This window comes from Lentzea sp. NPDC005914 (assembly GCF_040629405.1).
GTDB lineage: Bacteria > Actinomycetota > Actinomycetes > Mycobacteriales > Pseudonocardiaceae > Lentzea.
Genome location: NZ_JBEXVQ010000019.1, coordinates 26880 through 50778 on the forward strand (window position 1 = coordinate 26880; position 23899 = coordinate 50778).

Below are 23899 nucleotides of genomic sequence, written 5' to 3' on the forward strand. Positions count from 1 at the left end.
GGGTTAACCCACGGTGGTCCAGTTAACGCGAATGGGCCGCCCCGTGAACGGGACGGCCCATCGAGCGTGCTGTGCTCAGCCCTTGCGCTTCTTGACCTCTTCGGTCAGCTGCGGCGCGACGTTGAACAGGTCGCCCACCACACCGAAGTCGGCGATCTCGAAGATCGGGGCCTCGGGGTCCTTGTTGACCGCGACGATCGTCTTCGAGGTCTGCATGCCCGCACGGTGCTGGATGGCACCGGAGATGCCCAGCGCCACGTACAGCTGCGGCGAGACCGTCTTACCGGTCTGGCCTACCTGGAACTGGTGCGGGTAGTAGCCGGAGTCGACCGCGGCGCGCGAGGCACCGACGGCGGCACCGAGCGAGTCCGCGAGCTCCTCGACGACCGAGAACTTCTCCGCCGAGCCGACGCCGCGGCCACCGGAGACGACGACCGAGGCCTCGGTGAGCTCCGGGCGGTCGCCGCCGACGACGGCTTCGCGGGAGGTCACGCGGGCGGACTTGGCCGCGTCCACGGAGACGGAGACCGACTCGTCCAGCACGGCGTCCGCGGCCGACTCCTCGGCCTCGACGCCGCCGGGGCGGACGGTGACGACCGGGGTGCCGTTGCCGACCTTGGCCTTGACGACGAACGCGCCACCGAAGATGGACTGCACGCCGGTGCCGTCCGCCTCGATGTCCACGACGTCGACGAGCAGGCCGGAGCCGATGCGCACGGCGAGGCGGCCCGCGACCTCCTTGCCCTCGACGGTCGCGGAGACGAGCACCGCGGACGCGTTCGGGGCGAGCGCCGCGAGGGCGTCGACCTTCGGGGTCACCAGGAAGCTCGCGGCGTCGTCGGACTCGACGGCGTAGACCTTCGCGGCGCCGAAGCGACCCAGCGACTCGCGGATCTTCGACGCGGTGCCGGGTGCGCCCACGACCACTGCGGCCGGGGTGCCCAGGCGGCGCGCGGCCGTGAGCAGCTCGTAGCTGACCTTCTTGACCTCGCCGTCGACGTGGTCGACCAGAACCAGAACTTCAGACATGATTTCCCCTCCCTCAGATGAGCTTCTGGCCGACGAGGAACTCGGCGATCTTGGATCCGCCGTCGCCACCGTCTTCGACGCGCTCACCGGCACCGCGCGGCGGCTTCGGGGCCGCCTCCAGCACCTGGCTCCACGCGCCGGACAAGCCGACCTCGGACGCGTCGATGCCCAGGTCCGCCACCGTGAGGGTGGAGACGGGCTTCTTCTTCGCGGCCATGATGCCCTTGAAGGACGGGTAACGCGGCTCGTTGATCTTCTCCGTCACGGAGACGACGGCCGGGAGCGATGCCTCGAGGAACGCGACGCCCTCGTCGGTCTCGCGCTCGCCCTTGATCGTCGTGCCCTCGACGGTGACCTTGCGCAGCTGGGTGACCTGCGGCAGGCCGAGCAGCTCGGCGAGGATGGCCGGGACTGCGCCCGCGCGGCCGTCGGTCGCCTCGTTGCCCGCGATGACCAGGTCGACGTTCTCGACCGTGCCGATCGCCTTCGCGAGGACCTTCGCCGTCGCCAGGACGTCCGAGCCGTGCAGCGCCTCGTCGTTGACGTGGATCGCCTTGTCCGCACCCATGGACAGCGCCTTGCGGATGGCGTCGGTGGCGCGATCGGGACCCATCGCGATGACGGTCACCTCACCGCCGTGGGCTTCCTGCAGCTGCAGGGCCTCTTCGACGGCGCGCTCGTTGATCTCGTCGAGCACTGCATCCGCGGACTCGCGGTCAAGGGTGTGGTCGGCGTCGGTGAGCTTGCGCTCGGACCAGGTGTCAGGCACCTGCTTGACCAGGACAACAATGTTCATAGGTCCTCTTCGACCTCCTGCGGACGGGCGGCGACGCTTACGCGGAGGACTCTAGGGATTGCGCCGCCGGGTGTTCACGACCCTGCCATCAATCCGGATGTTACCCGTCAGTAGCACCCCTGCAAACGGCAGCAAGCACCCCGCTAGCGTGACAGTTGTCACCCGTTGACGACACCTTTTGAGACTTAACCCATTCGGGGGACTACGCTGCCGGGCTTATGTACCGGCGAGTAGCAGTTGTCACCGACTCCACGGCCTGTCTCCCGGCGCAGCTGACTGATCAACTCGGCATCGAAGTGGTCCAGATCCAGGTGCGGATCGGCGACCACACCGATGACGAGTCCCGCATCCCGGTCCCCGACCTCGTCTCGGCCATGCGTTCGAACGTTCCCGTGGCAACGATCCCGCCCGATCCCGGCGCGTTCTTCTGGACGTACAACGAACTGGCCGCGCAGGGCGTCCGCTCGATCGTGTCCGTGCACGTGTCGGGCAGGCTCTCCGAGACCGTCGAGGCTGCCCGCACCGCGGCCGCCCAGGTCCGCGTGCCCGTGCACGTCGTCGACACCCACACCTGCGGGATGAGCATCGGCTACGCCGTCCAGGCCGCCGGCAAGATCGCTGAAGCGGGCGGCAGCGTCGAGAGAGTTCTCGCGACCGCCCAGCGCCGCTACGACAGATCCACCGAACTGATCTACGTCGACACCCTCGAGTACCTGCGTCGCGGCGGCCGCATCGGTGCCGCGGCGGCGCTGGTCGGCGGCGTGCTGTCGATGAAGCCGCTGCTGACCATGGCCGACGCCCAGATCACCCCGCTGGACAAGGTGATCGGCGCCGACCGCGCGCTCAACCGGATGCTGGACATCGCGATCAAGCGCGCGGGCACCGACACCGTCGACGTGGCCGTCGAGCACTTCGACGCCGAGGAGAAGGCCACCCGCTTGCTGCGCAACCTCCGACGCCGGGTGCCGAACGTCCGCCAGTTCATGTTGACGCAGGTCAGCTCGGCGATCGGAGCCCACGTAGGCCCCGGTGCGCTGGGCATCACCGTTTCGCCGGTCTGACGTTCGGGGAACTCCAGGTGCTGTTCCGTTCGTTGAACCGGATGTAACGGACACCTGGAGGGAACCTCAGATGGCCTCGTTCATGGACAAGATCACCAGGTTCCTGCGCAGCCCGCAGGGCCAACGGCTACAGGCCAAGGCACGGCAGGCGGCGCAGGACCCCCGCAGGCGCGCGCAGGCCGAACAGCTGCTCCGCAAGTTCCGCGGCAAGAAGCACTAGGCCTTCAGGCCTTGACGAAGAGGGCATTCAGCTCGCCGTACCCGATGCCCCCTTCGACACTGCTGTAGGTGCCCTCGGTCACCAACTCCTCCGCAGCCCTCTTCGCGAGGGCGTAGGCCGCTTCGGCGATCGCGGAGCCGAGGCTCATCCGCGCGACGCCCGCCTTCGCCAACTCGCCGACGGCGGGCGCGCCCGGCCCCACGAGAATGTTCACCGGCGCGGCAATCCGCTTCGCCAGCTCCGTGACGATCTCGAGGTCCGTCACCCCCGGCACGAAGATCCCGCTCGCACCGGCCTCGAGGAACCTCGCGGCTCGCTCCAGCGTGTGCTCGAGCCGGCCTGCCGGGTCGCCGATGCCGCGCAGATACGTGTCGATGCGCGCGTTGATGTACAGGTCCGGCGCGGCCTCGCGCGCCGCGGCTAGACGCTCCGCCTGCTCCGCGATGTCGCGAAGGCTCCCGTCGAGCCCGTCCTCGATGTTCACCCCCGACGCCCCGGCCTCACTGACCGCTCCGACGGTCTCGGACACCTCGCCGGCGGTGCTGCCGAACCCGGCCTCGATGTCGGCGGTCACCGGGATCTGGACGACCTTCGCGATCCGCGCGACGAGGTCGATCACCCGGTCGCGCTCGACCTTGTTGCCGTCCGGCGCGCCCAAAGTCCACGCCACACCGGCACTCGTGGTGGCGACGGCCTGGGCGCCGGCCGCCTCGACCACGAGGGCGGAGGCGACGTCCCAGGCGTTCGGGAGAGCGAGCGGGCCGGGCTGGTGGAGGGCGTGGAAGAGCCGGGTGCGGTCGGCGCTGGAAGTCATGTACCGAGTGATATCAGCCGCCACCGACAAAATCCGGCGAGTTTCGGACAGGAACCGAAGGCTTTCGGACGCACCCTGGTTGCTGCCCCGGTTTCTGCTCTGGATTCTGCTCTAGTTGCTGCCTGCCTTGCGGCGCACCTCTTCGAACGTCCGCAGGTACCGCTGCCGGAAGTCCTCGCGCTCCACCCAGGTGGTGCGCTCGGCGGGCTGGGGCTCGGCGGGCGGCGGAAGCGTCGTCTCCGCAACGACTTCCGGGCCCGGCTCAGGATCCACTTCGGACTTGGGCTCCGGTCCGAGCTCGGGCTTGGGACCCGCTTCAAGCTCGGGCTCGCCTTCAAGCTCGGGCTCCGGTTCGGGCATGGGCTCGGCTTCGGCCTTGGGCACCGGTTCGCGCTTGGGCTCCGGTTCGGCCTCTGCGACCGGCTCCTCGACTACCTCAGAACTGTCGGTGTCGACGAACTCAGAACTGTCGGTGCCAGCCGCTACGGTTGATTCGGGGGCTTCAACGACCCCCAAGGGGGGCTCGAGGTCCCCATCCCAATCGTATCGCGCGGCACCGACAGTTTCCGGCGCCGCCGCCGCGACTGGCTGGGCTTCGGCGACACGCGCCGACTCCGCGACCGGTTCGGGTTCGGCGGCCGACTCTGCACCACGCCCGGCGTCGGCGATCCGCTCCAGTCCCGCGGGCCGCTCGGCCTCCGCCACCGGCTCGGCGAACGCCGCCAGCGCCGGTTCCAGCGGCGGCAGGCCCACCACGGGATTGCGGTGGATCGGCCGCGAGTCGTACTCGTCGTCGACCGGCTCGACGACCGCGGGCTTCTCCACCCACGTTCGCTCGACCGGCTCGTCAGCCGACGTCGAAGGCGCGCGAGCGTCCTCCCGGCGTCTCAGCACCACGTACATGAGCGCCGCCCCCAACGTGAAGGACAGCACGCACAACCCGAAGACGATCCCGACGGCACCTGCCATGCCCAGGCTCCTACCTGTACGACGACCTATACGACGAGGACGTCGACCTGAGGTCCGCCGTCCGAGGGCGGGCCCCAGACGGGGTCCACGATCACCCGAGTGATCACGACGTTCGCCACGCCCTGCTCGGCCAGGTAGTCGCGCACCAGGCCGGCCCGCTCCATGGCGAGCACGTCGCAGCGGTGCGAGGCGGTTTCGCCGTTCCACGCGTGCGCCACGAGGTTCACGGTGCCGCCGGTGACGTTGCGCAGGACGCTCGCCAGACTGCGGCGCACGTCCTCGCCTCGGCCCACCAACGACGAGGTGCCGGGTGCGAACGTGACGCCCTTGACGGCGTGCGACGTGAACAGGTCGCGCACGTTCTGCTGCGCGACTGCCGCGGGCACCAGGACCGGTGCGGCGGGCTCCATCCGCAGCGGTGCCACGAAATCGGTCACCGGCACCGGGCCCGTGAGAACAGCGGGCACCGCGGGCGACGACGACAGCGCCGTCTCCAGTTCGTCGCCGTAGACCGAGAACCCGAACGCCGTCAGCGTCGCGGGCACCATCAAGGCGCCGACCACCAGCGGAGCCCAGCGCTTCACGACGCGGCCACCTGCTCGGGAATGTGCACCGGGGCGACGCGGTCGGCTGCCACCGACAACGCCGCACGCGCGGCGGACAGTTGCGAGTGGACGACGCGACGAAGCTCGTGCAGCTCGTCGGTCCGGTTCGCGACCTCGGCCAGGCGGCGGTTCGCCTCGCGACAGGCCACCTTCACCACGAACTCGGCACGCGCGCGAGCCAGCGCTTCCTGCTCCTGCAGGTGCTGCGCGGCCTCGTTGCGGCGCCGGGTCATGGTCAGCTCGAAGAACTGCTGGGCCTTCTCGCGCTTGCGTTCCGAGTCGGACTCGAGGGCGTTGCACTGCAACGCCGTCTCGCGCAGCAGGTGGTCGGCGTCGGTCTGCGCCTGCTCCATCGCCTCAGCGCACTCGCGCTCCACCTCGTCGGCGCGCTGGCGGTGCTGGGCCTCGAGATCGGAGCAGCGACGCTCCATCTCCAGCTCGCGCCGTTCCATCGCCGCGGCACGGGTGGCGCAGTCCTGACGGGTCGCGTAGAGCTCGGACTCGGCCTCCGAGCGCATCACCGCCGACTCCCGCTCGGCCTCGGCGCGCAACGCGGCGACCTCGACGTCGGTGCGGGCGCGGAGGTCCGCGCACTCGCGTTCGGCCTGCAGGTGCATCTCCGCGGCCTCGTCTTCCGCGAGGCGGAGCATGCGGTGCATCCGTTCGGTGGCGCCCGCGTGCGTGCCCGAGGTGGTTTCCAGGCGCTCGATGCGGGCGCGCGCCTCCTCCAGATCCCGGCGCGTCATTTCCAGCAGCTGGCGCAAATCCGCGGCCTGTGCCAGAGCCTCCGCGCGGTCGAGGCTCGTGAAGCGCAGCTGCTCCTCGAGATTCTCGATGTGGTCGATGACCTGACGGCGATGAAAACCTCGGTAGACAACGTCGAAAGCGGCGTGCAGCGGAACTAGTTCCGGCTCTTTTGCACCCATGGTCACCTACTCACTCAACCAGGCCGAAGATTGTGCGAGCTTACCCACGGCAGGTACCCCCAACCACCGTCGAGAGTGGACAGAACGGGCACCTGTAACACGTGGAATAACGCTGGTTTCCAGCGAAAACAAGATGCTCATAGATCAACTCCAAACAACGTCTAGTCACCCGATTGTGTCAACCGAGGTGCCTTTTCGAGGGGATCACTCCGCGCGTTCGCTGTGTACGGAAAGCAACCGTCCAGGCCTAGATCACACGAATTGACAACGATCGTTGGTGGCTACTGCGATCACGCTTCGTTAACCTTCTCGTTCGTGCCCTCACGAGTAGCCGTCGTCACCGACTCGACCGCGTCACTTCCGGCCCGGCTGGCCGAGCGTTTCAACATCATCACGGTCCCGATGCAGCTGAAGATCGGGTCGGAGCTGATCGACGAGGCCTACGTGCCGACCGACAGGCTGCTGCAGGCGATGGACGCCCAGATCCCGATCACGACCCAGCCGCCGGCGCCGGACGCGTTCTTCTGGGCCTATCAGGACGCGTGGGCCAAGGGCGCGGAGACGATCGTGTCGGTGCACGTGACGCCGAAGTTGTCGCCGGCCACGGACGCGGCGAAGGCGGCCGCGGCCAAGTCGCGCGTGCCGGTGTTCATCGTGGACTCGCACTCCTCGGGCATGACGCTCGGTTTCGCGGCGCTCGCGGCCGCCCGGATCGTGCAGTCCGGCGGCAACGTCCAGAACGCGCGCAGCGTCGCGGAGGAGCGCGGCCGCAACGCCCACGTGCTGATCTACGTCAACACGCTGCACTACCTGCGCCAGGCGGGCCGGGTCAGCGCGGCCGCGAAGATGTTCGGCGACGCGCTCTCGGTCAAGCCGCTGCTCACCGTCGTCAACGGCGAGGTGGAGCCGTTCGACAAGGTCGTGGGTCGTGAACGCGCGCTCGGCAAGCTCGTCGACAAGGCCGTGGCACTCGCGTTCGGGCGCAACGTGGACCTCGCGGTCGAGCACTTCGCGGCCGAGAAGGAGGGCCACGAGCTGCTGAAGATGCTGCAGAAGCGGATCCCGCACGCCCGCGACGTCGTCCTGACGCAGGTCAGCGCGGCCATCGGTGCGAACGTGGGCCCCGGCGCGCTGGCCGTCACCGTCTCCCCGTTCTAGTCAGAGCCGGTCGACTTCCTCGGCGAGGAGCAGTCCCGCGTCGAACCCCATGGGCGCGAAGTGGCCGGCGAGCTCCAGCGAGAGCACGCCCTGCAGACGGGTCCAGAACGACAGGGCGCGATGCACGGTCGGCGACGACGCGGGCAGGCCGCTCGCCCACCCGCGATCCATGGTCAGCAAGACCTCGAACGGGGTCCTCGGCTGGTCAGCCGGGTCGGCGCACACCTCCAGCAGCACCTCCAGGATCTCGTTCGAGATCGCGGTGATCTCGTCCGGCGCGTGGTAGCCGGGCACCGGCGTGCCGTAGATCAACAGGTACCGCTGCGGGTCCTCCAGCGCCCACGCCCGGATCACCGCGGCCAGCGCCACCGCGGTCGTGCCCGCCTCGAACGCGGCGCGCACGGCGTCGGCGAGGCTGCGATAGGCGTCCCGGATGAGCTCGGTGATCAGCTCGTCGCGACCGGCGAAGTACCGGTACAGCGCGGGCCCGCTCATGCCCATCCCCTTGGCGATGGCGTTGAGTGACAACGTTGTCACCCCTGCCTCCGCGATCTGCGCCCACGCGTGCCGTTTGACCTCCTCGCGCACCTGAGCCCGATAGCGCTCGCGAGGGTTCCGCACCGACTCCACCGAAGACTCCGTCGCCATGGTTAGACCCTCTCACATTCGTTATTGACACTCACGCCCAAGTCAGCTTAGCTTCAGCTTGTCACCATAGTTAGAACCTCTAACCAACACGACAAGCCATAGCGAAGGTGAAACCATGTCTGTCAACATCCGCACGTCTGCACATCCGACGACGTCGACGCTGGTCGCGGCCTGGGCGGCCCCGGTCATGGTCGTCGGCCAGTTCAGTCTGCTCTCCGGCATCCCGATCGCCGTCGTGCTCGTCGCGAGCCTGCACGACCGCCGTTCGAAGGCCCTGCGCTGGTGGACAGGAGCACTCGCGCTGGCCTACGCCACCCCGCTGACGCTCTGGCTCACCGGTCCGAGCGAGGCGCCCAGCCTGTCGAAGTACATGAGCCCGGCGATGACGGCGGTTCTCGCAGGTGTCGGGGTCGCCACGGCCATCGCGCACCAGGTAGTTCGCAGGAGGTCTACTGGCAAGTAACCTGACCGCGTGACCCTCCCCCTGACCGGCGAACGCACGGTGCCCGGTATCGCGGAAGAGAACTACTGGTTCCGCCGGCACGAGGCGGCGTACCTGCACCTCATCGGCCACTGCGCGGACGCGGTCGTGCTGGAGGCGGGCTGCGGCGAGGGCTACGGCGCCCAGCTGATCCGCACGGTCGCGCGGCGGGTGATCGCCCTCGACTACGACGAGCTGACGTCGCGGCACGTCGCCCGGTCGTACCCGGAGCTGAACGTGCTGCGCGGCAACCTCGCGATGCTGCCGCTGCGCGACGAGAGCGTCGACGTCGTGGCGAACCTGCAGGTCATCGAGCACCTGTGGGACCAGGAGGGGTTCCTCGCCGAGTGCCGCAGGGTGCTGCGGCCCAGCGGGAAGCTGATCGTCACCACGCCGAACAGGCTCACCTTCTCGCCCGGCCAGGACACGCCGCTGAACCCGTTCCACACCAGGGAGCTCGCACCGTCCGAACTGGACGAGATGCTGCGCGAGGCTGGTTTCCGCGTTGACGAACTGACGGGACTGCGTCACGGACTGAGGCTTGACTCTCTCCTGGATGGACAGATCATCAACGCACAGGTCGAAGTCGCCCTGTCCGGCGCACCGTGGCCGGCCGAGCTCAAGGAGGCTGTCGAGTCGGTGACGGTGGAGGACTTCGACATCACCGCTGAGGACATGGACGCGTGCCTCGATCTCGTGGCCGTTGCCGTGAAGGATGCTGCGAGGGCGCGCGCGTGACCCGTGAAGGCTCCGAGGGGACGTTCTGCCTGGTCCTGCACAGCCACCTGCCCTGGCTCGCGCATCACGGCGCGTGGCCGGTCGGCGAGGAGTGGCTCTACCAGGCGTGGGCACACTCGTACCTGCCCCTCGTCGACATGTTGCGGCGCTTCGCCGACGAGGGACGCGGCGACGTCCTGACGCTCGGCGTCACGCCGATCCTGGCCGCGCAGCTCGACGACCCGTACTGCTTGCGCGGCGCGCACGACTGGCTGGGTAATTGGCATCTGCGCTCGCACTACGCCGGCGAACGGCTGCGCGAGCTGTCGGCCTATGAGCACCGGGCCTCAGCCTGGGCCTTGGAGAAGTTCGAAACCCAGTGGCGGCACGGGTTCTCGCCGGTCCTGCGGTCTCTTGTGGACTCTTCGACGATCGAGCTGCTCGGCGGACCGGCGACGCATCCCTTTCAGCCGTTGCTGGACCCGAAGGTGCGGGCGTTCGCGTTGCGGACCGGTCTGGACGACACGAGGCTGCGGATCGGCCAGGCCCCGGAAGGGATCTGGGCGCCGGAGTGCGGTTACTCGCCCGGCATGGAGACGGGGTACGCGAAAGCGGGCGTGCGGCGGTTCATGGTGGACGGGCCCGCGCTGCACGGCGACACGTCGTCCGCGCACCCCGTCGGCTCGTCGGACGTGCTGGCGTTCGGGCGTGATCTCGAGGTCTCGTACCGCGTCTGGTCGCCGAAGGTCGGCTATCCGGGCGACGCCGCGTACCGGGATTTTCACACCTTCGACCACCCGACGGGCCTCAAACCCTCGCGGGTGACCGGCAAGAACGTGGCGCCGGAGGACAAGCGGCCTTACGACCCGCTGCTGGCACGGGAAGCGATCGGCCGGCACGTCGAGGACTTCGTCGACACGGTCGTCCGAAGGCTGCGGGCGATCGACGGCGGGCTCGTCGTCGCCGCGTACGACACCGAGCTCTTCGGACACTGGTGGCACGAGGGTCCTCTGTGGCTGGAGGCCGTGCTGCGGGCGTTGCCGGAGGCTGGAGTGCGGGTGACGACCCTCAGAGGCGCCGTCGAGGCCGGGCATGTCGGTGCGCCCGTCGAGCTGCCCGCTTCGTCGTGGGGCAGCGGCAAGGACTGGCGGGTGTGGGACGGCGCGCAGGTGTCGGACATCGTGTCGCTCAACGAGTCGGTGCAGAAGGAACTGCTGGAGCTGGACTTCTCGTCGGACGTGCGGGATCCGGTGCTGGACCAGGCGGTGCGCGAAGCGTTGCTGGCGTTGTCGAGCGACTGGGCCTTCATGGTCACCAAGGACTCGGCCGCCGACTACGCCCGCTACCGCGCGAAGATTCACAGCGACCGTTTCAGCGAGCTCGCGGCGCTGGCTCGCGGCGGTCGCGGTCATGCTCGGGCGGCGGAGCTCCGCGCGGCGGACGGCCCCTTCGGCCATCTGGACGCGCGAGGAATGAGGTAGCGGGATGCGCGTGCTGATGTTGTCGTGGGAGTACCCGCCGGTGGTCGTCGGCGGGCTGGGCAGGCACGTCCACGCGCTCGCGACACAGCTGGCCGCGCAGGGGCACGACGTCGTGGTGCTCTGCCGGCAACCGTCCGGCACCGACGCCGTCACGCACCCGACCACAGATCTGGTGAGCGAGGGCGTGCGGCTGATCCGCGTCGCCGAGGACCCCGCGCACTTCGTGTTCGAGAAGGACCTCCTGGCGTGGACACTGGCGATGGGTCACGCGATGACGCGCGCCGGGCTCGCGCTCGGTGACTGGCGCCCGGACGTGGTGCACGCGCACGACTGGCTGGTCACGCACCCGGCCGTGGCCTTGGCGGAATCCTTTGGCGTGCCACTGGTGGCGACGATTCACGCGACCGAGGCCGGGCGGCACTCGGGCTGGCTGTCGCACCCGTTGAACCAGCAGGTGCACTCGGTGGAGTGGTGGCTGGCGAACCGCGCGGACTCGCTGATCACCTGCTCGTCGGCGATGCGGAGCGAGGTCGCGCATCTGTTCGATGTGGACACCGCCGATGTTTCTGTGCTGCACAACGGCATCGAGCCGGGCGGCTGGACGGTGCGCGCGAAGGACGTCGGCGCCGCCCGCCGTGCCTACTCCCCGCACGGTGATCCGCTGCTGTTGTTCTTCGGCCGGATCGAGTGGGAGAAGGGCATCCAGGACCTCATCGCGGCGCTGCCCCGGATCCGCCGCTTCCACCGGGGCACGCGCGTCGTCGTGGCCGGTGGGGGCTCGCAGACCGAGTGGTTGCGGGACCAGGCGCGCAAGCACCGCGTGCTGCGCGCGGTGGAGTTCGTCGGACATCTCTCCGACAGGTCTTTGGCGGCGTTGCTCACAGCCGCGAACGCCGTGGTGCTGCCGTCGCGGTACGAGCCGTTCGGGATCGTGGCCCTGGAGGCCGCGGCCGCCGGGACGCCTCTGGTCGCGTCCACCGCGGGCGGGCTCGGCGAAGTGGTTCTCGACGGGGTGACCGGACTGTCGTTCGCCCCCGGTGACGTGGACGGACTCACTCGCGCCGTGCGTGCCGTGCTGTCCGATCCCGCGTCTGCCGCTGTTCGTGCGCGCGCTGCCAAGGAGCGTTTGGCGACCGACTTCAACTGGGCCTCGATCGCTGCCGACACGGCTGACGTCTACGCGTCTGCTGTCGTGCGCGAACCACGAGTCCTGGGACGCCCCAAGATCGCTACGGGCAATCTGTTCACTTGATCTTGGTACAGTCGCCGGTCCCGTTAACAGAAGGCGACCGAGGACTGAATGAAATACCAACGCTTCGTGGCGCTCGGGGACAGCTGCACCGAGGGCCTGGACGACCTGCTTCCCGACGGCCGGTACCGCGGCTGGGCGGACCGGGTCGCGTCCGTGCTGGACAGGCCGGGTTTCCGCTACGCCAACCTCGGCGTGCGCGGCCGCCGGCTCGACCAGATGCTGGTGGAGCAGGTGCCGTCCGCCACGGCGTTGGAGCCTGACCTGGTCGCCGTGTTCGGTGGCGGCAACGACGTGATGTCCGGTGCTTCCGGACGCGAGATCGGTCGCCGGGTGGACGCGATGGTGCGCGCGGTGACGTCGTTCGCGCCGACCGTCGCCGTCTTCACGTTGAGCGACGTCTCACAGCGCATGCCTTTCGGGTGGCGCATGCGTCCGCGCATCGAGGCCCTGAACGACGCCGTGCGCGTCGCCGCCGTGCGTTATGGCGCGGTCCTGGTCGACGTGTGGGACGACGAGTGCGTGCAGGACTCGCGCTTCTTCGGCCCGGACCGCCTGCACCTGTCGTCGTTGGGGCACAGGCGGTTGGCGGGCCATCTGCTGTCGGCGCTGGACATCCCGTTCGACGCGTCGTGGATGGCGCCCCTGGAGGGTTCGGCGGCACCGTCCTCGCTGTGGGACCACTGGCGGTGGCTGCGCGACCAGGTGCTGCCCGTCGCATACTCGCGGTCCCGCAACAAGCTGATCGGCCGCCAGCCGGGCGACGGCTTCCGCGCTAAGCGTCCGCAGCTTCTTCCGTTCGCTTAGCCAGCGCCTCCTTGGCCTTGCGGGCCATGTCCGCGATGTCCGCGCGCCGCTGAGCGTCCGCCTCGTAGTCGGCGCGCCGGTCCCGCACCACGCGCGCCGGCATCCCGACCGCGATCTTGTAGTCGGGCACGTCGCCGCGCACCACCGCGTGCGCGCCCAGCACACACCCGCGACCGACACGGGTCCCGCGCAGCACGGTCACTTTGGCGCCGAGCCAGCAGTCCGGCCCGATGCGCACCGGCGACTTCACGATGCCCTGGTCCTTGATGGGCAGCGTGATGTCCTCGGTCTTGTGGTCGAAGTCGCAGATGTACACCCAGTCCGCGACGAGTGACGACGCCCCGATCTCGATGTCGAGGTAGCAGTTGACCGTGTTGTCCTTGCCGAACACGACCTTGTCGCCGATGCGCAGCGACCCCTCGTGGCACCGGATGGCGTTGCCGTCGCCGATGTGCACCCAGCGGCCGATCTCCAGCCGTCCGTAGCCCGGCCGCGCCATGACGTCGACCCGCTTGCCGAAGAAGACCATGCCGCGCAGCACCACGTGGGGGTTGAGCAGGCGGAACTTGAGCAGCCGCCAGTACCGCACGAGGTACCAGGGGGTGTAGGCGCGGTGGCGCAGCACCCAGCGCAGCGAGGCGAGCGTGAGGAAGCGCGCCTGCTGCGGGTCGCGGGTCGACCTGGCCCACCGGGTCCACACCGGAGCGCCCCACATCGAAGTCATGGACGAAGACTCTAACTTCGCGCTGCCGAGTGCCTGAAAACGGTTCTAAGGTGTCACGACCACGGCGAACAGAGGTGCGGCATGTGGGCGGTCGTAGGCGTCTGGGAGCTCAGCGCGGAGATGCACGACGAGTGGCGCGCGCAGGTGCCGTTGATGGCGTCGAGCAAGGTCGGGACGCCGGGGTTCGTGCACGGGACGTGGACGCAGGACGGCCACGCGATCCAGGTGTTCGACAACGAGGACGACGCGCGTCGCTACCACGCGAAGATGCGCGACGAGGGCTGGCTCGAACGGCCCGGGCTGCGCAACGTCGTGTGGGACGTGGCCGAGGTCGGCGCCGAGGCTCAGACACCCCAGGAGCATGCAACTGGGGGCTGAGTGACCAGCTCGACAGGGTGCCCGAAGGCTTCCGCTGACAAGCTGGGAGCATGGCGATCCCTCTGATCATCGACACCGACCCCGGCGTGGACGACGCGTTCGCTATCGCGCTCGCCGCCCGCAGCCCCGAGGTGAAGCTCGTCGGCCTCACCACGGTGTTCGGCAACGTCGGCCTCGAGCTCACCACCCGCAACGCCCTGCGCCTGCTCGCCTACCTCGGGCGCGCCGAGGTGCCCGTGGTCGAGGGGTTCGAGGGGCCCGCGGGTGCGGCGGACGTGCACGGCGAGGACGGCCTCGGCGGACAGGCGCACACGTTGCCGGACAACGAGAAGGGCGTCTACGGGGACGATCCGGTGCGGTTCTTCGCCGACAACCTCGGGCCGCGCACCGTGGTCGCCGCCATCGGGCCGCTGACCAACATCGCCGCCGTGCTCGACGCGGGCATCGAGATCCCGCGGCTGATCGTCATGGGTGGTGGGCTCGGGCTCGGCAACACCACCGAGCGGGCCGAGTTCAACTTCTGGGCCGATCCCGAGGCCGCGCAGACGGTGATCCGCCGGGGCAAACCGCTCATCGTGCCGCTCAACCTCACCCACCGGTGCATCGCCGACGCGGAGTTCCTGTCCAGGATCGACCCGGTGCTGAGCAACCTCACCGGCACCTACCGGGCGTACCTGGCCGACCGGTCGGAGAACCAGGGGATCTACGTCCACGACGCCGTGGCGGTGGCGGAAGCGATCGTTCCCGGCACGCTCAAGACGAGAACGCACCTGCTCGACGTTGACGACGACGGAGCTTTGGTCGAGGGAAATCACCAGGTAGAGGTCGCGGAGGACACCGATTGGCCCGCGCTGAGGGCCTTCATGGAGCAGCGCTTGTCCGGTTGACGACAACTTCGACTCACCCTCTGGGGTTGGGCGGGCACGGTAAGTAGGGTCCGCGTCCATGCAGCGAAGAGTCCTCATGACAGCTGCGGTGGCGGTGGCCATGACATTCGGAGTGGTCCCTGCCTCCGCTCAGCCCCAGATTCAGGTGGTGCCGGATCCCGCGGCGCACGTGAACCCGTTCATCGGCACGACCAACCTCGGGAACACCTTTCCCGGCGCGGTCGTGCCGTTCGGCATGTTCTCCTTCAGCCCCGAGGCGTCCCGCGGCAACACCCTGCGCGCCGCGGCACCCGGTGGCTACCGCTACGACGCCACGAAGATCCGCGGCTTCAGCCTCACCCACATGTCCGGGACGGGCTGCGCGGGCGGAAGTGGTGACATCCCGATCTTCCCGCACGTCGGCACCGTCACCACGTCGCCGACCGCGGACGCGACGGACGCCGTTTACGCGAGCGAGTTCGCGCACGCCGACGAGGTGGCCAAGCCCGGCCGCTACGACGTGACGCTGAAGTCCGGCGCGAAGGCCGAGCTGTCCGCCACCGAACGCACCGGTGCCGCGCGCTTCAGCTTCCCCGCCGGCAAACCGGCCACGGTCCTGATCAACACCTCCAAGTCGCAGGTCGGCAGCAGTGACGCCCAGACCGTGATCGACAAGGAGAAGCGGACGATCACGGGCTCCGTCACGTCGGGCAACTTCTGCGGCTACATCAACCAGGTCGGCCGCCGCAGCTACTACACGCTGCACTTCGTGGCGGAGTTCGACCAGGATTTCGCTGAGGTCGGCACGTACCAGGACAACGTTGTCACCGCGGGAAGCACCACTTCCGCGGGCGGCACGACGTACGGGACGAACGGCTGGCCGGTGCTGGGCAAGGGTTCCGGCGCCTACCTCGGGTTCGCGCCCGGCTCACAGGTGAACGTCAAGGTCGGCATCTCCTACGTCAGCCTGGACAACGCGAAGCAGAACCTGCAGGCCGAGAACAAAGGTCAGTCCATCGAGGACATGAGGGACAACGCGTACATCGCGTGGCAGAAGCAGCTCAAGCGCATCGAGGTCGGCGGCGGCTCCGATGACGAGCGGACCAAGTTCTACACCGCGCTGTACCACGCCCTGTTGCACCCCAACCTCTTCAGCGACGTCAACGGCGAGTACGCCGGGTTCGACGGCAAGCCCCACAAGATCGACAAGCGCAGGCAGAAGGCCCAGTACGGGACGTTCTCCGGCTGGGACATCTACCGCTCGCAGCTGCAGCTCGTCACGTTGCTGGAACCGCAGATCGGGTCCGACATCGCGCAGTCGCTGCTCAACCAGTCCGACCAGAACAACGGCGTCTGGGACCGCTGGACGCACAACGGCGGCGGCACGCACGTGATGAACGGCGACCCGGCACCCATCGCGCTGGCCGCGATTTCGGCGTTCGGCGGCGACAAGTACGACATCAAGTCGTCGCTGCGGAGTCTGGTCAAGGCCGCGACCGTGCCGACCGCGCAGGACCTCAGCAAGGACGGCTGGGCCGTGATGTCGGTCGGGCAGCGGCCGTCGCTCGACAAGTACCTGCAGAACAAGTACATGCCGTCCGTGTCGAACGCGTGGGGCGGCGCCGCGGAGACGCTGGAGATCTCCGCGGCGGACTTCGCGATCAGCCAGCTGGCCGAACGCACGGGTGACCGCAAGACCGCGAAGACGTTCGCCGAGCGCGCGCAGTGGTGGCAGAACAACTTCGACCCGGTCGCGGACTCCACCGGCGGCTACATCCGCAACCGCAACGCCGACGGCACGTGGGTCAAGGACTTCACGCCCGACACCGGCAACGGTTTCGTCGAGGGCAGCAGCGCCCAGTACACGTGGATGGTCACGCACAACGTCGCCGGGCTCGTGGAGTCGCTGGGCGGTCGCGAGCGCGCGAACAAGCGTCTCGACGACTTCTTCCACAACGCCGACGGCAGCTGGGCTTTGACGGGCAAGGGCGGGGCGAAGTCCGAACTGGACAACGAGCCGTCGGTGAACGTCCCGTGGCTCTACAACTACACGGGCCAGCCCGCCAAGACGCAGGAGACCCTGCGCGAGACGATCGGCACGCTGTGGAAGAACGCCCCCGGCGGCATCCCCGGCAACGACGACCTCGGCGCGATGTCGTCGTGGTACGTCTTCACCTCGATGGGCATCTACCCGCAGGTGCCGTCGCGTGCCGAACTGGTGCTGAGCAGCCCGCTGTTCACGTCGGTGAAGATCAACCGCGGTGGCGGCAAGGACATCACGATCAACGCGCCCGCCGCGAACAACGCCACGAAGTACGTGCAGTCGCTGAAGGTCAACGGTCGCGCGACGACGAAGACCTGGCTGCCCGAGTCGTTCGTGGAGCACGGCGGCAAGCTGGACTTCGTGCTGGGCAAGACGCCTTCTTCCTGGGGCACCGGTGCTTCCGACGCGCCGCCGTCGTTCCGCGAGGGCGAACAGCCGATCAAGCACGACCAGCCGTACTTCCTGACCGTCGAGCCGCGCGACCTCGTGGCCGAGCAGGGCAAGCCGACCACGGTGAAGGTCAACGCGGTCAAGCTCTACGACGGCGACCCGAAGGCCACGTACAAGGTCGAGGGCTCGCCGATGATCCCGGTCACCCCCGTCACCGGGACCGTGCCCGGCGAGTTCGTACTCACCCCGCAGCCCAGCGCGCCCAACGGCTTCTACGACTTCACCGTCACGGTGACCGTCGAGGGCGCCGCGAAGCCCGTCGTGCTGCCGAAGACGGTGAAGGTCGCGCCGGCGGGCAGCATGCTCGCGGCCGTCAACAACGTCGGCGCCTCGGCCGACGCCGACGGTGACGGCGACTTCGACGGCGGCGGCTACAGCTACTCCCGGGAAGCACTCGCCGCGGCGGGCCTGCCGTCCGGTGGCACGGGCACGGTGGACGGCCTCACGTTCACCTGGCCCTCGTCACCTCCCGGCCGCCCGGACAACGCGACCGCGGCGAAACAAACGCTTGCACTGTCGGGAACCCGGCTCGCCCTCCTCGGTTCGGCGACCAACGGAGCCCGCACCCGTTCCGCGGTCGTGACGTTCACGGACGGCACCACCGCGTCGGTCGACCTCGGCTTCAGCGACTGGACACTGGGCGGTGGAGGCCAGGCACCGAGCTACGGCAACGTGATCGTGGCGAACACGCCGTACCGCAACACGCTCGGCGGCGGCAACGAAAAGGTCGCCACGCACATCTTCGCGACGAAGACGTACGCGGCACCGGAAGGCAAGACGCTGGCGAGCGTCGTGCTCCCGGAAGATGTCGACCTGCACATTTTCGCTGTGGCACTGGGCTAACTCCTGGAGCTGGTTCGTCGAACGTGGGTGGTTCTTGTCGCGCTGGCGGTAGGAACCACCCACGTCCTATGTTGTGACGTAAGCCCAAGCGCCGCCGCCTCGCTCTGAGCGTGAGGCGCCATGCCCAACTGCGTGCGGTCAACGAGGATCGCAGTGCACTCGTCGGATCTGCTCACTTCCGACGCCGTCGCGACCTGGCTCGATGCTCTGCCCGGCTGGCTCGTGGTGGGCACCGCCTGCACGCTCGAGGACCTGGTGCTGCTGTGCCGTTTGCGCCCGCCGGACGTCGTGGTGGGCCAGCTCGAACCGGCTCTTGTACCGGACTTTCCACTCGTGCCGCTCTGCCCGACGTGCGGACTGGCAACGCTCCGGGCCTCCCTGGAACACGTGCCGCTGCTTCCGCTGCGCCGGGTTGCTCCGGGCGCGCTGACCGACCGCGAGATGGAAGTCCTCGCGTACGTCTGCTCCGGACTGTCCGCCGTCGTGGTCGCGTCGGCGTTGCGACTCTCGCCGCACACCGTCGTCAACTACAAGCGGCGGATCTTCGCGAAGCTCGGCGTGCAGAGCCGCGTGCAGGCGGCCGCCGTGGTCGCCCGCCTCGGTCTGATCCGGACTCCCCGCCGCAGCGCCGCGTTGCACGACGACGTTCCCGCGCTCACGCATCGGGAGCACGACATCCTGGCGTCGATCGCGCGCGGGGAGTCGGTGCGGCAGACGGCCTCGGCGTTGGGGATCGCGGTGAAGACCGTGGAGTCGGAGCAGCGGCAACTGTTCTTCAAGCTCCGGGTGCACAACCGGGCTCAGGCGCTGGCGGAGGCGCGGCGGCTGGGGTTGCTGACATAGCGAACGACGTAAGGGATTGGCGTCCCCTGCATGGTTCTTCGTCCGCGCGGAGCCTGACGATCTTGCAGAACACTGCGCTTCACCCGCGTCTCCCGCTCGAGTCGCGGCCAATAGTGTTGGGTGGTGTTCACCGTTTCTGAGCGCCAGTGCCTGCGCAGTGACCTGGTCAACGCCGCCGACACCGACCCGCGCGTGGTCGGAGCGGCGTTGACGGGGTCGGCGGCGGTCGGCAAAGAGGATCGCTGGTCCGACATCGACTTCGCGTTGTCGATTGATCGCGACATGGACGCGGTGGTGGCCGACTGGACCGCCCTGCTGTACGCGTGCGGAGCGGTCAGCCACCTCGACGTGCGGCGCGGGGCGGTTCTCTTCCGGGTCTTCCTGATGCGGTCGACGTTGCAGGTCGACATCGCGTTCTGGCCTTCGACGGAGTTCGGGGCGACGGGGCCCACGTTCCGGCTGCTCTTCGGTGAGGCCAACGAGCTTCCGCACTCGCCGCAACCCGACCGCGCCGAGCTCGTCGGGCTCGCGTGGCTCTACGGGCTGCACGCGCGGTCGTCGATCGAGCGCGGGCGCGGCTGGCAGGCGCTCTACATGATCAACAACATGCGCGACCACGTGATGTCGTTGCGCTGCCTCGCCGAGGGCGTCAACGCGGTCCAGGGGCGGGGCCTCGACGATCTCCGCGACGCCGGCGAGTTCGCCGGGACGCTCGTGCTCTCCACACATCCCGACGAGTTGCGCCGTGCGTTCCACGTGCTGACCGGACTGCTGCTGACCGAGATCAACGACTCGGCGCTGGCTCAGGCCGTGCGGGCGTTGTCTCCCGGAGCAGCAGTCCAGCGGTGAGCAGCACCAGCACGGCCGCCGACCCGTGCACCGCGAGCGCGTAGCCCACTGTGCCGCCGTGCGTCATCACGGCCAGACAGTCGCCGATCGGGATGATCGAGTCGGCCAGGACGACCCAGCCCAGCGCTCGCCGCTGCCCCAGCAACAGCAGGATCAGCGCGGTCAAGGCGTACGCGAGGTCGCGCACGCCCTTCACGATGTAGTAGCCGTCCGGGTCGGTGATGCCGAACCCCGCTGCCGCACCCGGCCCGTTGAACAGGAAGTTCAGCCCGAAGACGAACCCCGCCAGCACTACGAGCCAGGCCATGACCGTGTTCACCCGCATGATGTCCTCCACAGAAGTTCTAGCATTGCTAGCGACAAGAGCGACGCTAACAGAACAAGCGCTCGGATGTCTAGCAGTGCTAGATTCAGGGTCGTGACCATCCAGAACCGCCGCGAACGCGAACGCGCGGAACGCCACCAGCTGATCATCGACGCGGCCCGCGAGCTGGCCGAGGCGGAGGGCTGGGACGCGGTCACCACGCGCAGGCTCGCCGACAAGGTCGAGTACAGCCAGCCGGTGCTCTACAGCCACTTCAAGGGCAAGGACGCGATCGTGCGCGAGGTCGCGATCCAGGGGTGCGGCGAGCTGGCCAGGCACCTGCGCAAAGCCCGTCCCGCACCAGGGCAGTCACGACTGCGGGCCACCGCGGAGGCGTACTTGGAGTTCGCCAGGGAGAGGCCCGCGCTCTACGACGCGATGTTCGTGCAACAGGTCGACATCCCGTTCGGCACCGACGACGCGCCGCAGGAGCTGCGCGACGCGTTCGGCGAGCTGGTCGCCGCGGTCGAACCCGTTGCGGGTGACCGTGATCTGGAGACGCTGACCGAGGTCTTCTGGAGCACGCTGCACGGCATCGCCACGCTCACCCACGGCAAGCGCCTGCGGCCCGACCACCACCTCGACCGCCTGGACCTCGTGATGGGCCTGAGCCGATAGCCCGGGTCAGGCGGCGTTCGAGATCAGGTCCGTTCTGCCTTGCACAGCACCATGACCGGCCCAGTGCCGATCCTCGTCAGCACCACGGTCGCTTCATCGGGCCCGGCGAGCTTCAGCCGCCTGCGCAGCGTGTTCGGGTCGATGTCCAGGCCGCGCACCAGGATCTCCAGCCGGCCGATCCCGCGCGTCTTCAGCAGCGACTTGAGCGCTTTCTCGGTGTAGTGCGCATGCTCGAGCACACGGAACGCCCGGATGCCCGCCGGTGGCGTGTCTCCGCTCAGGTACGCGATGCGCTCGTCGAGCTGCCACAGGCCGTGCCTGGCCGCGTAGTGCCGCACCAGACCCGCGCGCACGACCGCGCCGTCGGGGTCGATGATCCACTCGCCGGGCGGGGCGACCGGTGAGTCGTCGGGCTCGGCGTCGGTGATCGTCCACATGTCATCACCGTGGATGACGGAGGCTCGGCGCGAAACCCCTTGGGTGGCAAGGCCTCGCGTCCACAGACAGGCTTCGCGGACAGCACCGTCGAGCGACACCAGTTCGATCTCATCAGCCCACGGCGCGACGGCGAAGTCGATGCCGGGCGCGCATTTCACGGCGAGGTCGACACCCGAGTAGATCTCGGACAGCTCGTCCAGCGGCGGCACGAAGTCCTGCGGGTGCCACTTGCGGCGGCCGGACGAGTCGCGACGGGCCGGGTCCGCGGTGACCGCGGTGGCACGCGAAACGGGCCGGAGCGCATCGGCCCTGACGACCAGCTGGCCCGGAACGTTGTTGCGCGCCATGGCAAGCCGCACCGGGTCGAGGTCCGAGCCGACGCACCGCGCCGCGACCGCGTGCAGAGCGTGGAGATCAGCGCCGATCGAGCACGTGACGTCGTGGACGTCCCGGCCCTTGAACCGTTCGGCGCGGTGGCGGGCGACGGGCGACGCCGTGGCCTGCTGCAGGGCGTCGTCGGTGAAGAGCCAGTCCTGTGCCGAGTCCAGTTTGGACACCGCACGACGGCGCAGCAGCACGGTTTCCACCACGGGAGCGAACTGCGAACCGAGGAGCTTGCGGGCGACGCCGACGTCGCGCAGGCGGGAAGAGTCGGTGAAGGGCAACGCGTTCACCTCGGCGAGAGCGGCGACTCCGGCATCGGAACGCAGGAACGCCACGTCGGCAGAGGTGAACGCGTAGCCCAACTCAGGAGGTCTTCTTGCCGGTGACCGACACGTTGTAGAACACCTCGCGCGGCAGGACCTTCGCGAAGACGTTCTGGTCGACCCACGAAAGGTTCTGCCAGGTGCGGTAGGCGAACATCGCCCAGCCGAAGCCCAGCTTCTCGCGCGGCACGGCGGCCTCGAACGTGCGGACCGGCCAGCCGAACAGAGCAGCGGAGAGCTCGTCGGTCACCGCGCGAACGCCGACCGCGCCCGCACGACGAGCCGTCGCCTCCAGCTGGTCCGGGTCGAACGTGTGCAGGTCGACGACGGCTTCCAACGCGGCGGCACGAGAAGACTCGTCGAGCTCCTCCTGCGGGCGACGCCACCCACCCAGCGCGGGCACGGCCTTGGTCAGGTTGGTGGTCAGCCACCACGTCGCCTGGCCGAGCTTGCGGGCGTAGAAGTTGCCGATGTTCGTCGGGTCGCCCGCGAACACGAACTTGCCGCCGGGCTTCAACACCCGCAGCACCTCGCGCATCGCCGCCTCCACATCGGGGATGTGGTGCAGCACCGCGTGGCCGACGACGAGGTCGAACGTGTTGTCGTCGTACGGGATCCGCTCGGCGTCGGCGACCCTGCCGTCGACGTCCAATCCGAGGTGCGAAGCGTTGCGCAGCGCGACCTCGACCATGCCGGGCGAGAGGTCGGTGACCGAGCCCTTCTTGATCACGTCGCCCTGCATGAGGTTCAGCAGGAAGAAACCGGTGCCGCAGCCCAGCTCCAGCGCGTGCTCGTACGGTCCCACGTCACCGGCCGCCGCGCGGAACCGGTCCGTCGCGTAGGTGATGCAGCGGTCGTCGTAGGAGATCGACCACTTCTCGTCGTACGTGCCCGCTTCCCAGTCGTGGTAGAGCACCTGAGCGAGCTTGGTGTCCTTCCACGCGGCCTCGACCTCTTCGGCCGTCGCGTGCGGGTTGGGTGCCGGGTCAGTTGCCACTGAACTTCGCCTTTCCGGGCCCGTTCTCGATGAACGACTCGACGCCCGCCTTCTTGTCCTCGGTCGCGAACAGCGCCGCGAAGAGGTGGCTCTCCAACTTGAGGCCCGACTCGAGGTCCGTGTCGAGGCCACCGTCGACGGCGGCCTTGGTCGCGGCGAGCGCGAGGACCGGCCCGTTGACGAACTGCTTGGCCCAGCGAACAGCTGCCGCGTACACGTCGTCCGGCGCGACGACCTGGTCGACCATGCCGATCTCGAGCGCCTCCTGGGCGCCGACGAACCGGCCGGTGTAGAGCAGGTCCTTGGTCTTGGACGGACCGATCAACCGGGCGAGGCGCTGCGTGCCGCCACCGCCGGGGATCAGGCCGAGCAGGATCTCGGGCTGGCCGAGCTTCGCGTTGTCGCCGGCGATGCGGCGGTCGCAGCCGAGCGCGACCTCGAAGCCGCCACCCAGCGCGTAGCCGGTGATGGCCGCGACGGTCGGCTTCGGGACGGTGCTCAGCGCGCCGAGTGCGTCACTCAGGCTCTTGGCCCGCAGCGTCATCTCGGCGTGGGAGATCTGCGCGAACTCCTTGACGTCGGCGCCGGCCGCGAAGACCTTCTCGCCGCCGTAGACGATCACGGCGTAGACGTCCGGCCGTTCCGAGGCCTCCTTGGCCGCGGCCTGGAGCTCGGTCTGCACCTGCCGGTTCAGGGCGTTCATCGGCGGCCGATCCAGCCGGATCGTGCCGATCCCGTCCTCGACTTCCAGCCTCACGAACTCAGCCACTGCAAGCGCCTCCATGTTTGTCGCGACGGCGGTGTCACGTTACCCGGC

Annotated in this window: 26 protein-coding genes; 14 read left to right on the plus strand and 12 right to left on the minus strand. The window is 68.8% G+C overall.

Features of this window, described 5'->3' with window-relative positions; translation table 11 throughout:
* Positions 1–75 precede the first annotated feature (75 nt).
* Positions 76–1029 carry an electron transfer flavoprotein subunit alpha/FixB family protein gene (locus ABZ345_RS25930; protein WP_359853731.1) on the minus strand — a complete coding sequence of 318 codons (954 nt, stop codon included), beginning with the start codon at positions 1027–1029 and terminating at the stop codon, positions 76–78.
* A gap of 13 nt (positions 1030–1042) precedes the next feature.
* Positions 1043–1825 carry an electron transfer flavoprotein subunit beta/FixA family protein gene (locus ABZ345_RS25935; protein WP_359853734.1) on the minus strand — a complete coding sequence of 261 codons (783 nt, stop codon included), beginning with the start codon at positions 1823–1825 and terminating at the stop codon, positions 1043–1045.
* A 218-nt stretch (positions 1826–2043) separates the two neighbouring features.
* Here ABZ345_RS25935 and ABZ345_RS25940 point away from each other — a divergent pair, with 218 nt between their 5' ends.
* Together ABZ345_RS25940 and ABZ345_RS25945 are read left to right on the plus strand one after the other, a co-directional pair.
* A complete protein-coding gene (locus tag ABZ345_RS25940) occupies positions 2044–2886 on the plus strand; it encodes a DegV family protein (RefSeq protein ID WP_359853737.1) in 843 nt (280 codons plus the stop codon).
* Positions 2887–2956: 70 nt separating this feature from the next.
* Positions 2957–3106, plus strand: a complete 150-nt coding sequence (locus tag ABZ345_RS25945) for a hypothetical protein (protein ID WP_196778005.1) — start codon at positions 2957–2959, stop codon at positions 3104–3106.
* Between the two features lie 4 nt (positions 3107–3110).
* Here ABZ345_RS25945 and ABZ345_RS25950 read toward each other — a convergent pair whose 3' ends face one another.
* The 4 genes from ABZ345_RS25950 to ABZ345_RS25965 all read right to left on the minus strand — a co-directional run bounded on the left by ABZ345_RS25950 (position 3111) and on the right by ABZ345_RS25965 (position 6420).
* Positions 3111–3920, minus strand: coding sequence for an isocitrate lyase/phosphoenolpyruvate mutase family protein (locus ABZ345_RS25950; protein WP_359853740.1), 810 nt, complete (start codon positions 3918–3920; stop codon positions 3111–3113).
* A gap of 111 nt (positions 3921–4031) precedes the next feature.
* A complete protein-coding gene (locus ABZ345_RS25955; protein WP_359853743.1) occupies positions 4032–4889 on the minus strand; it encodes a hypothetical protein in 858 nt (285 codons plus the stop codon).
* 26 nt (positions 4890–4915) lie between these two features.
* Entirely contained in the window at positions 4916–5473 is a 558-nt protein-coding gene (locus tag ABZ345_RS25960; protein WP_359853746.1) for a hypothetical protein, read from the minus strand.
* Positions 5470–6420: a hypothetical protein gene (locus ABZ345_RS25965; protein ID WP_359853748.1), complete on the minus strand. Its 951-nt coding sequence runs from the start codon at positions 6418–6420 to the stop codon at positions 5470–5472. The genes ABZ345_RS25960 and ABZ345_RS25965 overlap by 4 nt, the downstream gene beginning before the upstream one ends.
* A 315-nt stretch (positions 6421–6735) precedes the next feature.
* Between ABZ345_RS25965 and ABZ345_RS25970 the strand changes: the two genes are divergently transcribed.
* Positions 6736–7578 carry a DegV family protein gene (locus ABZ345_RS25970; protein ID WP_359853750.1) on the plus strand — a complete coding sequence of 281 codons (843 nt, stop codon included), beginning with the start codon at positions 6736–6738 and terminating at the stop codon, positions 7576–7578.
* Here ABZ345_RS25970 and ABZ345_RS25975 read toward each other — a convergent pair whose 3' ends face one another.
* On the minus strand, positions 7579–8226 hold the full coding sequence (locus tag ABZ345_RS25975) for a TetR/AcrR family transcriptional regulator (RefSeq protein ID WP_359853753.1): 648 nt from the start codon (positions 8224–8226) through the stop codon (positions 7579–7581). It abuts the gene before it with no gap.
* A gap of 115 nt (positions 8227–8341) precedes the next feature.
* Between ABZ345_RS25975 and ABZ345_RS25980 the strand changes: the two genes are divergently transcribed.
* The 5 genes from ABZ345_RS25980 to ABZ345_RS26000 are packed head-to-tail and all read left to right on the plus strand — an operon-like array spanning position 8342 to position 12961.
* Positions 8342–8689 carry a hypothetical protein gene (locus tag ABZ345_RS25980; protein ID WP_359853756.1) on the plus strand — a complete coding sequence of 116 codons (348 nt, stop codon included), beginning with the start codon at positions 8342–8344 and terminating at the stop codon, positions 8687–8689.
* 9 nt (positions 8690–8698) lie between these two features.
* Positions 8699–9445, plus strand: coding sequence for a class I SAM-dependent methyltransferase (locus ABZ345_RS25985; protein ID WP_359853758.1), 747 nt, complete (start codon positions 8699–8701; stop codon positions 9443–9445).
* Complete coding sequence (locus ABZ345_RS25990) at positions 9442–10905, plus strand: glycoside hydrolase family 57 protein (protein WP_359853761.1); 1464 nt, start codon at positions 9442–9444, stop codon at positions 10903–10905. The genes ABZ345_RS25985 and ABZ345_RS25990 overlap by 4 nt, the downstream gene beginning before the upstream one ends.
* Before the next feature lie 4 nt (positions 10906–10909).
* The gene (locus ABZ345_RS25995; RefSeq protein ID WP_359853764.1) at positions 10910–12157 is read left to right on the plus strand and encodes a glycosyltransferase family 4 protein; all 1248 of its coding nucleotides are present in this window, start codon (positions 10910–10912) and stop codon (positions 12155–12157) included.
* A gap of 48 nt (positions 12158–12205) precedes the next feature.
* Complete coding sequence (locus ABZ345_RS26000) at positions 12206–12961, plus strand: SGNH/GDSL hydrolase family protein (RefSeq protein ID WP_359853767.1); 756 nt, start codon at positions 12206–12208, stop codon at positions 12959–12961.
* On the opposite strand, the gene ABZ345_RS26005 is transcribed toward ABZ345_RS26000, so the two are convergent.
* On the minus strand, positions 12930–13685 hold the full coding sequence (locus tag ABZ345_RS26005; protein WP_359853770.1) for a DapH/DapD/GlmU-related protein: 756 nt from the start codon (positions 13683–13685) through the stop codon (positions 12930–12932). The genes ABZ345_RS26000 and ABZ345_RS26005 overlap by 32 nt on opposite strands.
* Positions 13686–13766: 81 nt before the next feature.
* Between ABZ345_RS26005 and ABZ345_RS26010 the strand changes: the two genes are divergently transcribed.
* The 5 genes from ABZ345_RS26010 to ABZ345_RS26030 all read left to right on the plus strand — a co-directional run bounded on the left by ABZ345_RS26010 (position 13767) and on the right by ABZ345_RS26030 (position 19958).
* Positions 13767–14063, plus strand: a complete 297-nt coding sequence (locus ABZ345_RS26010) for a hypothetical protein (protein WP_359853773.1) — start codon at positions 13767–13769, stop codon at positions 14061–14063.
* 50 nt (positions 14064–14113) lie between these two features.
* Complete coding sequence (locus ABZ345_RS26015; RefSeq protein WP_359853776.1) at positions 14114–14950, plus strand: nucleoside hydrolase; 837 nt, start codon at positions 14114–14116, stop codon at positions 14948–14950.
* Positions 14951–15008: 58 nt separating this feature from the next.
* Positions 15009–18266: a GH92 family glycosyl hydrolase gene (locus ABZ345_RS26020; protein ID WP_359853778.1), complete on the plus strand. Its 3258-nt coding sequence runs from the start codon at positions 15009–15011 to the stop codon at positions 18264–18266.
* A 153-nt stretch (positions 18267–18419) separates the two neighbouring features.
* Complete coding sequence (locus ABZ345_RS26025; RefSeq protein ID WP_359853781.1) at positions 18420–19109, plus strand: LuxR C-terminal-related transcriptional regulator; 690 nt, start codon at positions 18420–18422, stop codon at positions 19107–19109.
* 123 nt (positions 19110–19232) lie between these two features.
* Positions 19233–19958, plus strand: a complete 726-nt coding sequence (locus ABZ345_RS26030; protein WP_359853784.1) for a nucleotidyltransferase domain-containing protein — start codon at positions 19233–19235, stop codon at positions 19956–19958.
* Here the strand turns inward: ABZ345_RS26030 and ABZ345_RS26035 are convergent.
* A complete protein-coding gene (locus ABZ345_RS26035; RefSeq protein WP_359853787.1) occupies positions 19894–20283 on the minus strand; it encodes a DUF4267 domain-containing protein in 390 nt (129 codons plus the stop codon). The two genes, ABZ345_RS26030 and ABZ345_RS26035, sit on opposite strands and share 65 nt — an antisense overlap.
* 93 nt (positions 20284–20376) lie before the next feature.
* Here ABZ345_RS26035 and ABZ345_RS26040 point away from each other — a divergent pair, with 93 nt between their 5' ends.
* Positions 20377–20940: a TetR/AcrR family transcriptional regulator gene (locus tag ABZ345_RS26040; RefSeq protein WP_359853790.1), complete on the plus strand. Its 564-nt coding sequence runs from the start codon at positions 20377–20379 to the stop codon at positions 20938–20940.
* Between the two features lie 23 nt (positions 20941–20963).
* Here the strand turns inward: ABZ345_RS26040 and ABZ345_RS26045 are convergent, their stop codons facing one another.
* From ABZ345_RS26045 to ABZ345_RS26055, 3 genes are read right to left on the minus strand one after another with little or no spacing between them, the layout of a single operon-like run.
* Positions 20964–22124 (minus strand): class I SAM-dependent methyltransferase, encoded by a 1161-nt coding sequence (locus ABZ345_RS26045; protein ID WP_359853793.1) that lies wholly within the window; start codon positions 22122–22124, stop codon positions 20964–20966.
* Between the two features lies 1 nt (position 22125).
* Positions 22126–23082, minus strand: a complete 957-nt coding sequence (locus tag ABZ345_RS26050) for a class I SAM-dependent methyltransferase (RefSeq protein ID WP_359853796.1) — start codon at positions 23080–23082, stop codon at positions 22126–22128.
* Positions 23072–23851, minus strand: a complete 780-nt coding sequence (locus ABZ345_RS26055) for an enoyl-CoA hydratase-related protein (RefSeq protein WP_359853799.1) — start codon at positions 23849–23851, stop codon at positions 23072–23074. The genes ABZ345_RS26050 and ABZ345_RS26055 overlap by 11 nt, the downstream gene beginning before the upstream one ends.
* Between the last annotated feature and the right edge of the window lie 48 nt (positions 23852–23899).

Coding starts and splice junctions, on each gene's coding strand:
- ABZ345_RS25930 (WP_359853731.1), bottom strand. CDS start 1,029: ATGTCTGAAGTTCTGGTTCTGGTCGACCACGTCGACGGCGAGGTCAAG.
- ABZ345_RS25935 (WP_359853734.1), bottom strand. CDS start 1,825: ATGAACATTGTTGTCCTGGTCAAGCAGGTGCCTGACACCTGGTCCGAG.
- ABZ345_RS25940 (WP_359853737.1), top strand. CDS start 2,044: ATGTACCGGCGAGTAGCAGTTGTCACCGACTCCACGGCCTGTCTCCCG.
- ABZ345_RS25945 (WP_196778005.1), top strand. CDS start 2,957: ATGGCCTCGTTCATGGACAAGATCACCAGGTTCCTGCGCAGCCCGCAG.
- ABZ345_RS25950 (WP_359853740.1), bottom strand. CDS start 3,920: ATGACTTCCAGCGCCGACCGCACCCGGCTCTTCCACGCCCTCCACCAG.
- ABZ345_RS25955 (WP_359853743.1), bottom strand. CDS start 4,889: ATGGCAGGTGCCGTCGGGATCGTCTTCGGGTTGTGCGTGCTGTCCTTC.
- ABZ345_RS25965 (WP_359853748.1), bottom strand. CDS start 6,420: ATGGGTGCAAAAGAGCCGGAACTAGTTCCGCTGCACGCCGCTTTCGAC.
- ABZ345_RS25975 (WP_359853753.1), bottom strand. CDS start 8,226: ATGGCGACGGAGTCTTCGGTGGAGTCGGTGCGGAACCCTCGCGAGCGC.
- ABZ345_RS25980 (WP_359853756.1), top strand. CDS start 8,342: ATGTCTGTCAACATCCGCACGTCTGCACATCCGACGACGTCGACGCTG.
- ABZ345_RS25995 (WP_359853764.1), top strand. CDS start 10,910: ATGCGCGTGCTGATGTTGTCGTGGGAGTACCCGCCGGTGGTCGTCGGC.
- ABZ345_RS26000 (WP_359853767.1), top strand. CDS start 12,206: ATGAAATACCAACGCTTCGTGGCGCTCGGGGACAGCTGCACCGAGGGC.
- ABZ345_RS26005 (WP_359853770.1), bottom strand. CDS start 13,685: ATGACTTCGATGTGGGGCGCTCCGGTGTGGACCCGGTGGGCCAGGTCG.
- ABZ345_RS26010 (WP_359853773.1), top strand. CDS start 13,767: ATGTGGGCGGTCGTAGGCGTCTGGGAGCTCAGCGCGGAGATGCACGAC.
- ABZ345_RS26015 (WP_359853776.1), top strand. CDS start 14,114: ATGGCGATCCCTCTGATCATCGACACCGACCCCGGCGTGGACGACGCG.
- ABZ345_RS26020 (WP_359853778.1), top strand. CDS start 15,009: ATGCAGCGAAGAGTCCTCATGACAGCTGCGGTGGCGGTGGCCATGACA.
- ABZ345_RS26035 (WP_359853787.1), bottom strand. CDS start 20,283: ATGCGGGTGAACACGGTCATGGCCTGGCTCGTAGTGCTGGCGGGGTTC.